General features: G+C 66.6%; 8 protein-coding genes. 4 read left to right on the top strand and 4 right to left on the bottom strand.

From position 1 onward, the window contains the following. Window positions 1-11: 11 nt before the first annotated feature. Genes KIT25_11205 through KIT25_11215 form a run of 3 tightly spaced genes read left to right on the top strand, consistent with a single transcriptional unit; the run spans window position 12 to window position 4,560 of the window. On the top strand, window positions 12-245 hold the full coding sequence (locus KIT25_11205; protein ID UYN97465.1) for a hypothetical protein: 234 nt from the start codon (window positions 12-14) through the stop codon (window positions 243-245). After that, window positions 242-1,429 carry an efflux RND transporter periplasmic adaptor subunit gene (locus tag KIT25_11210; GenBank protein UYN97466.1) on the top strand — a complete coding sequence of 396 codons (1,188 nt, stop codon included), beginning with the start codon at window positions 242-244 and terminating at the stop codon, window positions 1,427-1,429. Before KIT25_11205 ends, KIT25_11210 begins: the two co-directional genes overlap by 4 nt. After that, a complete protein-coding gene (locus KIT25_11215; GenBank protein ID UYN97893.1) occupies window positions 1,429-4,560 on the top strand; it encodes a multidrug efflux RND transporter permease subunit in 3,132 nt (1,043 codons plus the stop codon). Before KIT25_11210 ends, KIT25_11215 begins: the two co-directional genes overlap by 1 nt. Before the next feature lie 7 nt (window positions 4,561-4,567). Here KIT25_11215 and KIT25_11220 read toward each other — a convergent pair whose 3' ends face one another. Both KIT25_11220 and KIT25_11225 read right to left on the bottom strand, forming a co-directional pair. Beyond that, window positions 4,568-6,166 (bottom strand): hypothetical protein, encoded by a 1,599-nt coding sequence (locus KIT25_11220; GenBank protein ID UYN97467.1) that lies wholly within the window; start codon window positions 6,164-6,166, stop codon window positions 4,568-4,570. A gap of 50 nt (window positions 6,167-6,216) precedes the next feature. Further along, window positions 6,217-6,900, bottom strand: a complete 684-nt coding sequence (locus KIT25_11225; protein ID UYN97468.1) for a peptidoglycan-binding protein — start codon at window positions 6,898-6,900, stop codon at window positions 6,217-6,219. A gap of 153 nt (window positions 6,901-7,053) precedes the next feature. Between KIT25_11225 and KIT25_11230 the strand changes: the two genes are divergently transcribed. Beyond that, the gene (locus KIT25_11230) at window positions 7,054-9,195 is read left to right on the top strand and encodes a hypothetical protein (GenBank protein ID UYN97469.1); all 2,142 of its coding nucleotides are present in this window, start codon (window positions 7,054-7,056) and stop codon (window positions 9,193-9,195) included. Between the two features lie 13 nt (window positions 9,196-9,208). Here the strand turns inward: KIT25_11230 and bcp are convergent, their stop codons facing one another. Both bcp and KIT25_11240 read right to left on the bottom strand, forming a co-directional pair. After that, window positions 9,209-9,673, bottom strand: coding sequence for a thioredoxin-dependent thiol peroxidase (gene bcp, locus KIT25_11235; GenBank protein ID UYN97470.1), 465 nt, complete (start codon window positions 9,671-9,673; stop codon window positions 9,209-9,211). Then, complete coding sequence (locus KIT25_11240) at window positions 9,670-12,567, bottom strand: bifunctional [glutamine synthetase] adenylyltransferase/[glutamine synthetase]-adenylyl-L-tyrosine phosphorylase (protein UYN97471.1); 2,898 nt, start codon at window positions 12,565-12,567, stop codon at window positions 9,670-9,672. The genes bcp and KIT25_11240 overlap by 4 nt, the downstream gene beginning before the upstream one ends. Window position 12,568: the final 1 nt, after the last annotated feature.

Consider the following 12,568-nt stretch of genomic DNA (forward strand, 5'->3'; position numbering starts at 1 on the left):
CGCGAGTGCCCATGAGACGTACCGCCTTCTTCCTCTTGCTGCCCGCACTGTCGGCTTGCACCGTCGAGCACTGGACGCGACCCGACACCAGCGAACAGCAGCGCGTTGCCGATTCCAATCGATGCGAGGATCAGGCGCGGCAGAGTTCCTTTTCTTTCGGCAACGATCCGTACAGCGGCCTGGCGATGCAGGATCGGCAGGCCCAGTGCATGCGCGCCCTGGGATACAGGCTGGAGCGCAAGTGAAGCCGCCTGCGTGGCTCTGGCGCGCCGTAGGCGCCGTCGTCGCCATTGGGCTGGTCGCAGTCGGCATCTGGTGGTCGACCGGCAAGCCAGCCGCGCCGCCGGCCGTCCCGGCCGCGCCGCCGCCACCGCAGGTCGGCGTCGTTGAACTGAAGGAAGCCGAGGTGCCGCTGCCGCTGGAGTTCGCCGGCAGGGTCGCCGGTTTTCGCGTCGTCGAGATCCGCGCCCAGGTGAGCGGCGTGCTGCTCAAGCGCGAGTTCAGCGAAGGCGACACCGTGCGCGAGGGCGAGGTGCTGTTCCGCATCGACCCGCGCACCTACGAGGCCGCCTTGTCGCGCGTTCAGGCGCAGGCGGCGCAGGCCAGGGCCGCGCTCACCCAGGCGGAGGAGAACTACAAGCGGGTCGAGGGGCTGGCGGGCCAGAAGGTGGCGACGCAGAAGGCGCTCGAGGATGCCATCGCCGCACGCGACCAGGCGCGGGCCACGATCCAGTCGACCCAGGCGGAGATCGACACCGCGCGCCTCAATCTGGAGTTCACCACCATCAAGGCGCCGGTCACCGGGGCCACCAGCCTGGTGTCGCCGGCCGAAGGCACGCTGATCCAGGCACAGCAGACCGTGCTCACGACCATCACCCAGCTCGATCCGGCCTACGTCAACTTCACCATCACCGACAGCGAATTGCGCCGCCTGAACGCCATCGACGAGGAGAACGAGAAACCGATCGACCTTGAACAAGTCGGTGTCGAGCTGCAGTTCGGCGACGGCGCCCGCTATCCGGCCGCTGGCAAGATCGATACGCGCTCGCGCACCGTGGATCCGCGCACCGGGACCATCCTGTTTCGCGCGGTCTTTCCCAATCCCGACCGGGCTTTGCTGCCCGGCCAGTTCGTGCGCATCAGGATCAACGGAATCTCGATGCCACGCGCCATCGTCGTGCCCAAGGCGGCGATCTCGCAAGGCCCGCTCGGCGCCTTCGTCTATGTCGTCGAACCCGACCAGGTCGCGCGGGTGCGTCAGGTCCGTCTTTACATGGAACTCGACAATGGCTGGATCGTGCGCAAGGGCCTCAAGGGCGGAGACCGCATCGTTGCCGACGGAGTGATCCGCGTCAGACCGGGCCAGCCGGTGCGTGCCGTGCCCATCGCACCGTCGCAGACGGCGGTCCCGGCGGCCGCCAAGCCGTGATCTCGAAATTCTTCATCGATCGACCCGTCTTCGCATCGGTCCTGTCGATCGTCATCGTCCTCGCGGGACTGGTCTCGATCCGGGTGCTGCCGGTGTCGCAGTATCCGTTGATCGTGCCGCCCGAGGTCGTCGTTTCGGCGACCTATCCGGGGGCGACGGCGGAGACCATCGCGGCGACGGTCGCCGCGCCCCTCGAGCAGCAGGTCAACGGCGTGGAGCGCATGATCTACATGCGCTCGACCTCGACCGGCTCGGGCACCATGGGGCTCACCGTCACCTTCGAGATCGGCACCAACCCCGACCAGAACGCCATCAACGTCAGCAATCGGGTACAGCGCGCCCTGCCGCTGCTGCCCGGCGAGGTGGCGCGCCAGGGCGTGGTCGTGCAGAAGCGCTCGACCTCGATCCTCCAGGTGCTGACTATGTCGTCGCCGGAGGGGCGCTACGACACGATCTTCATCAGCAACTACGCTCTGGTGAACGTGCTGGACGAGCTGCGCCGCTTGCCCGGCGTCGGCGACGCGACGCTGTTCGGCGCGTCCGACTACTCGATGCGCATCTGGCTCAGGCCCGACAAGGTCGCGCAATACAACCTCACCCCGGCCGACATCGCCGCCGTGGTGCGCGAGCAGAACGCCCAATTCGCCGCCGGCCGCTTCGGCGAGGAGCCGATGACCAATCCGCAGGTCTTCACCTATTCGGTGACGACGCCGGCGCGGCTGGTCGACCGCACGCAGTTCGAGAACATCATCATCCGGTCCGAGGAGAACGGCGGCGCCCTGCGCCTGAAAGACGTGGCCCGGGTGGAGCTCGGAGCGCTGAGCTACGGGTTCTCGGCGACCTTCAACGGCTCGCCGGCGGTGCCGATCGGCGTCTACCTGCAACCCGGCGCGAATGCCCTGGAGGTCGCCCATTCGGTCAAGGAGACCATGGACCGCATCTCCAAGCGGTTCCCGGTCGGCCTGCGCTACGACATCCCGTTCAACACCACGCGCTTCGTCGAGGTCTCCATCCGCGAGGTGGCGGCCACCTTCGCCGAGGCGATCGTGCTGGTCGTGCTCGTGGTCTTCCTGTTCTTGCAGAGCGTGCGCGCGATGATCATTCCGATCATCGCCATTCCGGTGTCGATCATCGGCACCTTCGCGGGCATGTACCTGCTCGGCTTCTCGATCAACATGCTCACCCTGTTCGGCCTGGTGCTGGCGATCGGCATCGTCGTCGACGACGCCATCGTCGTGATCGAGAACGTCGAACGCAACATGACGCAGGGTGGGAAGTCTCCGCGCGACGCGGCACTGCAGGCGATGCGAGAGGTGACGGGGCCGGTCATCGCCATCGTGCTGGTGCTCTGCGCCGTGTTCATTCCGGTGTCGTTCCTGGGTGGGCTTGCTGGCGAGCTCTACCGGCAATTCGCCGTCACGATTGCAGTGTCGGTGGTGATCTCGGGCGTCGTCGCCCTGACCCTGACACCGGCGTTGGCCGCCCTGCTGCTCAAGCCCGGCCATCGCGAGCCGTGGTGGCCGTTCGCGCGCTTCAACCGCTTCTTCGCCTGGGTGACCGGGCGCTACACGGCCGGTGTCGGCTTTCTCATCCGTCGCGCCGCCGTTGGCATCGCGGGTTTTCTCGTCGTCATCGGCATCGTGGTCGTGCTGTTCCAGCGCGTGCCCAACGCGCTCGTGCCGGCGGAGGACCAGGGCTACGTGTTCATGGTGACGGCGCTACCGCCCGCCGCCTCGGTGGTGCGCACGCGCGAGATCGGCCGGTTGGCGACGGAGGCGCTGCGCGAGAATCCAGCGGTGGCCAACGTGGTCACCTTTTCGGGCTTCGACCTGCTGTCGCTGGCGCAGAAATCGAACTCGGGGGTATCGTTCATCACGCTCAAGGACTGGTCGGAACGCAAGGACCCCAGGCAGGACGCGCGCAACGTGGCGCCGGCGCTGGGCGCGCTCAATGCCCGCTTTCGCGACGGCGTCGTGATCGGCTTCAATCCCCCGCCGATCCAGGGCATCAGCGTGACCGGCGGCTTCGAGTTCTATCTGCAGGATCGATCGGGCGGCTCGCTCAACGATCTCGCGCAGGCGGCGGCAAAGCTCGTCGAGGCGGCCAGCAAGCGGCCGGAACTGCGCGGCGTCTCGACCACGTTCACCACTTCCGTGCCGCAATACAAGGCCGATGTCGACCGCGACAAGGCGCGCGCCATCGGCGTCTCGATCAACTCGATCTTCGAGACGATGCAGGCCTCGTTCGGCAGCTTCTACATCAACGACTTCTCGCTGTTCGGCAGGACGTACCGCGTCAGCCTGTCGTCCGAGGCCGACTTCCGCGAAAAGCCGGAAGACCTTCGCCACGTCTTCGTGCGCTCCGACAACAACGCCATGGTGCCGCTCAACGAGCTGGTGACCTTCACTCGCGTACTCGGCCCCGATACGGTCGAGCGCTTCAACATCTTCCCGGCCGCCAAGGTGCTGGGGAGCCCGGCGCCGGGCTATTCGTCGGGCCAGGCCATCGCCGTCATGCAGCAACTCGTGGCCGAGACCCTGCCGAGCGACTTCACCATCGGCTGGACCGGGGCGGCCTACCAGGAGCTGTCGACGGCGGGTACGGGCTTCATGGGCTTCGCCTTCGGCATCGTCATGGTGTTCCTGATCCTGGCCGCTCAGTACGAGCGCTGGTCGCTGCCGCTCGCCGTGTTGACGGCCGTGCCCTTCGGCGTGCTCGGCGCGCTGCTCGCGATATGGCTGCGGGGCCTGGCGAACGACGTCTATTTCCAGATCGGCCTGGTGACCCTGATCGGCCTCGCTGCAAAGAACGCCATCTTGATCGTCGAGTTCGCCGCGCAGCGCCACCAGCAGGGCCTGTCGGTGCAGGAAGCGGCCCTCGAGGCGGCGCGCCTGCGCTTCAGGCCCATCATCATGACGTCGCTGGCCTTCATCCTCGGCGTGCTGCCGCTTGCCATCAGCACGGGCGCCGGATCGGCGGCCCGGCACTCGATCGGCACCGGCGTGATCGGCGGCATGCTCGCCGCGACCTTCATTGCGATCCTGTTCGTTCCGCTCTTCTTCACCCTGCTGACTCGGCACAGGAAGGAACGGCCGATGGCCGGGGGCGACCCGAACGAGGCGAAACCCTGAGGCCCGGCTACGGCGCCGGGTCCTTCAGCTTGAACACCGCCAAGATCACCTCGCCGTCGATCTCGAGCTTCCAGAAGGGGGTGTAATCCTCGAGGTAGCGCGCGTCGCTCTGATCGGGATTGTCGCCGACGTTCGTGAACCGGTAGTTGGTAACGAGATACTCTGGCCGCTTTGTGCCGTCACCGAAGCGCAGGCGCGCCCGGTCTTTCGCCTTCATGATGTTGAAAGCCGAGTAGACAGGGGTGACAGCGTCGGTGCGCACATAGATCACCGGGCTGTCGTCATGGCGCAGGATGTAGTCGAGGGCGAGATGATTGGCCATGCCCCAATAGTCGAGCTCCCAGCGCGTGCGCAGGTCGCTGCCGGCCAGCGCATTGAAGTAGACATTCTGCAGCGGATGGACGCGAATCATCCAGGCGGCCGTGAGCGCGACCGACAGCGCGGTCGCCGCGCCGAGCGCGGGACGAACGAGCGCGCGTCCCGGCACGACGTTCCAGAACAGCATCCAGCCACGCATGGCGATCAGCATGAAGGGCGCATAAATGAAGAACATCTGGCGCCATCCGTCGTAGAGGATGGATTGCATGACAATGGCTGCGGCGGCGGGAGAGACCAGCACGCCGAGAAACAGGATGTCCTGCAGTTCCCGCTCGTCGCGCCACAGGCCGAACCCGCGGCGCAGGATGGCCCAGAGGATGGCGGCCACGCCCACGATGAAGAGCGCGAGGTAGAGGAGGGGCGTCGTGATGCCAATCCAGACCGGGATGTAGTGCCAGGGCAGTTTCGAGGAATGGACGAGCTCGCCCATGTATATGTTGTTCAACGTCCAGCGGAACTTGGACATGCTCTCGAAGGCATAGGCGAAGTTCCCGATGGGATCGGTCCACAGGAACGGCCAGAGGGCGATGGCCACCAGCGCCGCCAGCAGAAGATAGAGGGCGTGCGCGGCCACCGTGCGCGCGAGCGGTACTTCGCGCTTCAGCAGGCGGACGGCCAGCAGGGCAGTGGCGCCGAGGGGCAGGACCAGCGCCACGAGCCGCACGTCGACGGCGAGCCCCGTCGCAAGGGCGTTGAAAAGCGCGGTTGCCGGGGCGGGGCGGAGCACGAAGGCAACCGTCGTCGCGAGGGCCATGGCGAACACGGCGAGAAACGCGCCGTCCTTGGAGTTGTAGAAGGAATCGGCGAAGGTGCGTGGGGAGACGACGAAGAGCAGGGCGGCCAAGAGCCCGATCCGCCAGTCGAGAAAACGCCGCGCTGCCATCCAGTAGACGGCATAGGTCCCGGCGACCCCCAGCAGGAACAGCAGGAGATGGCGGAAAACGTAGATGTCGCGCGTGTCGCGCACGCCGGCCAGTATTTCGATCGCCAGCAGCGGCAGCTCGACGCCGACGCCGTAGTCGCGATCGACGTATTCATGCAACGGCGGCAGTGTCTTCGCTTGCTCCGGTACGCGCGACGGAATGAGCGTCTCGAGCACGTAGCGCGACGTGACTTGGGCGAGGTACCGGCCGTTGGGGTCGTCGAAATGCGTGCCGTAGTCGCCGTGGATTCGAAAACCGAGCAGCACCAGGAGAAGGAAGAAGACCGGAGGAGCGACGGCACGCATCGGGCGGCACTAGAGGGCAAACGCCGCCCGCACGCAACGGCTCGCGGCAGCTACCGCGACCGTGTCGCTTCGCGCAGGGTCTTCAGGAGCGTTCGATCGGCGGTCCCGGTTTGCGGCCGCTCGTTGGCCGCTTCGTATCGCTTGATCGCGGCCTTGGTCTGTCCGCCGGCGACGCCGTCGAGTGGGCCGGGGTTCATGCCCAGCTCCTTGAGGTGGCTCTGCAGTTCCATAATTTCGTAGCGGGCGAGAGCGCCTGCGGGCTCGGATGATGGCGGGTCTGGGCGTGGTATCGTCGGCGCCGGGTCGGGTGAAGGCGCGGGTGCGGCGACGACGACTGCTTCGGCAGCCGGCGACGCGGGAAGGGCGGGGGGCGGTGCTGTTTCAAGAGGTGCGGGAGAGGCAGCCGTTGATGCCGGCGGAGGCTGGCTTGCAAGAGCGATTTCCGGTGAGTGTTCCGTCAGGAACGCGTAGATCGCGGCCGCGCCGGCGACCGCGCCCAGGCTGAATCCACCAGCCCATATCAAGGAGCGCCCGGTCGACGGCCCGTCCGCTGCATGGATACGGACGACGCGTGGTTTCGGCGCCGTCTGGCCGTCATCGAAGTCTGGCCGAGGGGCCGCAGGACGGGCCGTCAATTGTTCCGCCAGCGACGCAACGGAGCGCCGGAAGGGCTCGTCGACGTCGCCTTTGATCGGCCTGGGCCGGGGGTCGAGCACGCGTTCGGACACCTTCATTCGTGGATCCCGCCGTTCCGAATCCTGCATGGCGGATCATCGCGCGCCGCTGCGCCCGTGGGCGTGATCAATCTGAGACTGAAAAAAGATGACAGTCTAAAAATACGCATATAATGTGCGGATTGTAAAAGTCCTGAATCAAGGGAGGACACTATGGCTAAATCCACACAGTCAGCGCGCGTCGGGGAGAGAATTCGCGATGCCGCGGACAAGGCCCGCGATGCCGCCGAGCGGGTGCGCGACAAGGTCGACGAGGTCCGCGACGCCGCGCGCGACCGCGCGGAAGCCGCCGCCGGCAGGGTGCGGGACGGTGTCAACGAGGTCCGACAGAACGTCCGCGAGCGGGTCGTGCGTGCACGCGACAGCTTCGCGGCGGCGGCGCAACGCCTCGACGTTCGCGTGTTCCCGACGGATGTGGCCAATTTCCGCTTTCCTGAGGCATCGGATCCGCGCATCCGCGCCAACGGCGACTTCGGCGTGGCCTTCTCGGGCGGCGGCACTCGGTCGGCGAGCCACTCGATCGGTCAGTTGAGGGCGCTGCTGTCGATGCGCTTGATGGATCGCATCGGCTATTTCGGCAGCAACTCGGGCGGCACTTGGGCGACGCTTCCGTTCACCTATCTGCCGGCCGGCGACATGACCGACCAGCAGTATCTCGGGGCAGGATTGCCGCCAGGTGAACTCGATGCACCGAACGGCACAGGATCGCTTGGCCAGGCCGGCCGCTCGATCTGCGAGGCGGACATGATCCTCTCGACGCTCGCTGGAGCCTACCTGAGCAAGCGTTTTGCCGATCTTTCGAAGTCCCTGAAGCTGCCTTTCCTCAATATCGAGTTCGGCCTGGACAATGTTTCCGAGGTCTACGGTCGGCAACTCGAGCGGATTTTCCTGAAGCCCATCGGGCTCGACGGAAATCGCTACATGGCGTGGAATGCCGAGCAGATCTCATCGATCGTCGCGCGCAATGGCGGCAGGCTGGCGGCGCGACTGACGGCCGAGGATTTCGTCGCCGTCTCCCGACCGCGTCCCTATCAATGCGTCAGCGGCTGCATGAACCAGGACTACTGGAAGGCGCCGAACCCGGACCAGGCGGTCTCGGTGGCTTCGCTGACCGGCTTGTTGAACTGGGAGCATGTCGAGTTCACGCCGATGTACAGCGGCATCCATCGCCACTCGCGCGGCAAGGCCGGCCTCAATGTCGGCGGCGGCTATGTCGAGAACATCGGCTGGGATACATTGGCGCCCATTCCGCAGCAGGATGGCGGGATCGTCGTCAGTCCGGGATTGGACTACCACCGGCTGTCGCTGGCGGATGCGATGGGAACCTCCGGGGCTGCCCCGGCCTTCGTCGTCCAGTACATCGCCGACGCCGTCGCCAAGTTGCCGCCGGGGGTGCGAATTCCCGGGTTGAAGTCCGCGACCGACCTGCTGGATGTCTTTCCGCGCTATCGGACGTGGCCGGTGAAGTTCCAGGGCAAGCCAGTGACCATCGAGCGCCCCTTCGGGGACGGCGGCTACGTCGACAGTTTCGGGATCATTCCGCTGCTGAAGCGGGGTGTTCGCAAGATCATCGTCTTCGCCAACACTGAGACGCCGATCAAGGTCGCGCCGGCAGCGCCCGGCGGCCTCGCCCTCGACAGTACCTTCCACGTCCTGTTCGGAGTCCCGGCACCGGGCGGGCTCACTGCGACCGATCCACAGGCGCTGCTGTCCGGCGTCAGCCGGCTCGGCGAGGAATCGGGGCAGGTGTTTCGTGCTGCCGATTTCGAGCCGACGGCGCGGGATCTCAGGATCACGGCCGAACTTGCCGCCACTCCGACGCTGCGTGGAAGGCCAGCGCCGCAGGGCCGGCTGACCGAGAATGACTTGCGGTCTTTTGTGTTTCCGGCAGGGGCGGACAGTCGTGAGTTCATCGGCAAGATTGCCGGCGTCGCGTATTGCCGGCGCACCTACGATGTCCTCGAGAACCGCTTCTATGGAATTCGTGGCGGATATCGCGTGGAGATCCTCTGGGTCTACTCGACGCCGTCCAAGGCATGGCAGGCCGAACTCCATCCTCGGGCGCGCGACATCCTCGAGCGGGCCGAGTCGGATCCCAAAGCGCCGCTTTCGCGCTTTCCCCACCTGGGCACGTTCATGACGGGCTCGGCCGACGGTCGAATCAGGATCAGGGACGTGGGCGCCCATCTCGAACCCATCGACCTCGAACCGGTCCATTTCAACCTGATGTCGAACTACGCACAGTGGGCACTCACCCGCCTGCGCGGCGAGATCGACGCGCTTCTCGCCCGGTAGGAATGCGTCCGAACTAGAGTTCCTTCAGGGCCGCCAGTACCTGGTCGACGTGACCCGGCACCTTCACCTTGCGCCACACCTTGGCGACGGCGCCGGTCTTGTCGATCAGGAAGGTGGCACGGTCGATGCCCATGTACTTGCGCCCGTAGAGGCTCTTCTCGATCCAGGTGCCGTACTTCTCGCAGATCCTGCCGTCCTCGTCGGACACCAGCGGGAAGTTGAGGCCGTACTTCTTCTTGAACTTGTCGTGCCGCTCGACGCTGTCCTTCGACACGCCGATGACGTGCGCTTTGAGTCTGGAGAAATCGGGCAAGGCGTCGCGGAAGCCGCAGGCCTCGGCCGTGCAGCCCGACGTGTCGTCCTTCGGATAGAAATAGAGCACCACGGGCTTGCCGCGCAGTTCCGACAGCTTGAGCTTCTTGCCGCCGTCGGTGGCGGCGCCGAAGTTCGGTGCCTTCTTCCCTTCCTCGACGCTCATTGCTCGCTCCTCGGCTTCCAGCCCGCCGTGCGCGCCGGCTGTTCGATGACTCGGCGATATATAGCACGTGCCTCGGCCGTTTCGTCGGCGATGCGTTGGCGCAAGGCGCCGAGGTCGGCCGCTCCCTCGGTCGCGGCGATCAGCCGGCGCTGGCCTTCGGGTGCCGCGGCTTCGTCGAAGGCGGCCTCGTCGCCATCGAGGGTGAGGCGCAACAAACTTTGCACGTCCGAGAGCAACAGGCGTGTCGCGCGCAACCGCTCGGCATCGCCGCGATCGATGAAGCCCGCATCGGCCGCGCGATGCAGCATCTCGGCTGGGTGCGGATCGAGCAGGTCGGGGCGCTCGGCGGCGCGGCGCAGGGCGAGGTATTGGGCGACGAAGTCGATGTCGAACAGGCCCCCCGGCAGATGCTTGAAGTCCCAGGCGCTCTTGGGCGGAGCGTGGTGGGCGATGCGGTCGCGCATGTCAGCGACGTCGCGCACGAGCGCATCGGGGTCGCGATTGCGGCAGAGCGTCGCCTTCACGATGTCGGTCAGACGATCCACCAGCCCCGGCGGACCGTGGATCACGCGCGCCCGCGTGAGCGCCAGGTGCTCCCACGTCCAGGCGGATCGCGACTGGTAGGTCTCGAAGGCCTCGAGCGAGTTGGCGAGCGGCCCGGCTCGCCCGGAGGGCCGCAGCCTCATGTCGACTTCGTAAAGAGCACCCTCGTTAGTCAGGGCGGTGAGGGCCGTCACGATCTTTCCGGACAGGCGCGTGTAGTACTGGATCGGCGGCAGCGGCTGGCGACCATCCGACGCTTCGAGGTCGGGCGGGATGTCATAGACGAAAATGAGGTCGAGGTCCGAGGTCGCCGACATCTCGCGGCTGCCGAGCTTGCCCAGCCCGAGGATGGCGAGTCGCTGGCCGCGAAATGCGCCATGCGCCTCGCCGAATTGCTTCTCGATGCGACCTGACAGGCTCGCGATCGTCGCCTGGGCGACGTCTGAGTAGGCGGTACCTGCCCGGGCCGGCCGGACAATCTGCTTGAGTTGCTGGACGCCGACCTGGAAGCGGCGGTCGTTGGTCCAGCGTCGCGCCATGTCGAGGACATCCTGCTCGTCGGTGGCGGCGGACAGCAATCCGGCCAACTCGGCCGCCATTTCGTCGGCCGACGGCAAGGGCCTGTAGAAGTCGGGCGACAGCACCGAATCGAGCAGCAGTGTCCGGCGCGCCAGATGCGAAGCCAGGCGCGGCGCGCTGCCCATGATCGCCGCCACGAGTTCGAGCAGAGGGGGGTTCGACTTGAACAGCGAGAAGAGCTGCACGCCGGCCGGGAGGTTGCCGAGGAACTGGTCGAAGTTCAGCAGCGCCTGGTCGGGGGCCGCCGTCCCGCCGAGAGACTTCAGCAGCGCCGGCATCAACTCCGTCAGGAGCTCGCGCGCGCGCGCCGAACGGGTCGCGCGGTAGCGGCCATGGTGCCAGCGCCGCACGATCCCGGAGGCGGCCGATGGCTCTCCGAAGCCGAGCGTGCGCAGGGTTTCGAGAGTGCCGGGATCGTCGTCGGTGCCGGTGAAGACGAGGTTGCCGCCGGGGCCGGCGAGGCTCGGCGCCTCCTCGAAGAGGTGCGCGTAGTGACCCTCGACGCGACGCAGGGTCTGCAGCAGGTCGCGTTGGAAGACTTCGGCGTCGTCGTAGCCGAGGAACGTGGCGATGGCCGCCATACCCGCCTCGTCACCCGGCAGGCTGTGCGTCTGCCGGTCGTCGACCATTTGCAGGCGATGCTCGACGCGCCGCAGGAAACCATAGGCCTCGATCAACTCGTCGGCCGCAGCGGGGGCGACATGCCCTGCCGCGGCGAGGGCGCGTAGCGTCTCGCAGGTGCCGCGCAGGCGCAGCGACGGATTGCGGCCACCGAAGATGAGCTGCTGCGTCTGGGCGAAGAACTCGATCTCGCGAATGCCGCCGCGCCCGAGCTTGACGTTGTGCCCCAACACCTTGACGGTCCCGCCGCCGCGATGCGCGTCTATCTGGCGCTTGATCGAATGGATGTCGTGGATCGCCGCGAAATCGAGATGCTTGCGCCAGATGTAGGGTCTCAGCGTGGCGAGGAACTCCTGGCCCGTGGACCGGTCGCCGGCGACGGGATGGGCCTTGATCATCGCAGCGCGCTCCCAGTTCTGCCCGACGCTTTCGTAATAGAGCTCGGCAGCTTGCACCGACATGGCAAGCGGCGTCGAGCCGGGGTCGGGCCGCAGACGCAGGTCAGTGCGGAAGATATAGCCGTCGACCGACGTCTCCGACATGAGCTGCACCAGCAGGCGCGCCGCGCGGACCATGTCGCGGCTGATCTGGTCGTTGCTGGCGAGGAGAGGCGTCTCGCGGTCGTAGAGCAGGATGAGATCGATATCACTGGAGTAGTTCAACTCCGAGGCACCGAGCTTGCCCATCCCGATGACCGACATCGCCGCGACAAACGGATCGCGCTCGGCCATCGTCGCGAGCAGGACGTCGAGGCAGGTCGCGGCGAACCCGCTCAGCGCCGCGGTGACCCGCTCGAGCGGCCAACAACCCGCGATATCGGCGACGGCGACCGTGAGCGCCATCCGCCGCTTGAGGCGGCGCAGCAGTGCGGCGGCTTGTTCCGGCGTGCCGGCACCACGGGCGGCGATGGTGTGGGCCTCGAGATCCGCTATGACGGCGTCGGGACCGCGGCGCCACAGATCGGTCATAAACCGGGTGTCATGTAGGACTGTTTCGGTGAGATATGGGCTGTTGCCGAACACGGCGTCGAGCAACCCTATCTCCGCCGCGTCGTCGGGTGGCGACGCTGCTTCGGTCCAGCGCGCCCATGCGACGGATCGGCGCTGTTCGTCGTGGGGCCGGGGAAGACGGGCGGTCGAAAGCCAAGACATG

Source organism: Enhydrobacter sp., assembly GCA_025808875.1.
In the GTDB taxonomy this organism is placed as follows: domain Bacteria; phylum Pseudomonadota; class Alphaproteobacteria; order Reyranellales; family Reyranellaceae; genus Reyranella.

Coding starts and splice junctions, on each gene's coding strand:
- KIT25_11240 (UYN97471.1), bottom strand. CDS start 12,567: ATGTCTTGGCTTTCGACCGCCCGTCTTCCCCGGCCCCACGACGAACAG.
- KIT25_11205 (UYN97465.1), top strand. CDS start 12: ATGAGACGTACCGCCTTCTTCCTCTTGCTGCCCGCACTGTCGGCTTGC.
- bcp (UYN97470.1), bottom strand. CDS start 9,673: ATGAGCGTCGAGGAAGGGAAGAAGGCACCGAACTTCGGCGCCGCCACC.
- KIT25_11230 (UYN97469.1), top strand. CDS start 7,054: ATGGCTAAATCCACACAGTCAGCGCGCGTCGGGGAGAGAATTCGCGAT.
- KIT25_11225 (UYN97468.1), bottom strand. CDS start 6,900: ATGAAGGTGTCCGAACGCGTGCTCGACCCCCGGCCCAGGCCGATCAAA.
- KIT25_11220 (UYN97467.1), bottom strand. CDS start 6,166: ATGCGTGCCGTCGCTCCTCCGGTCTTCTTCCTTCTCCTGGTGCTGCTC.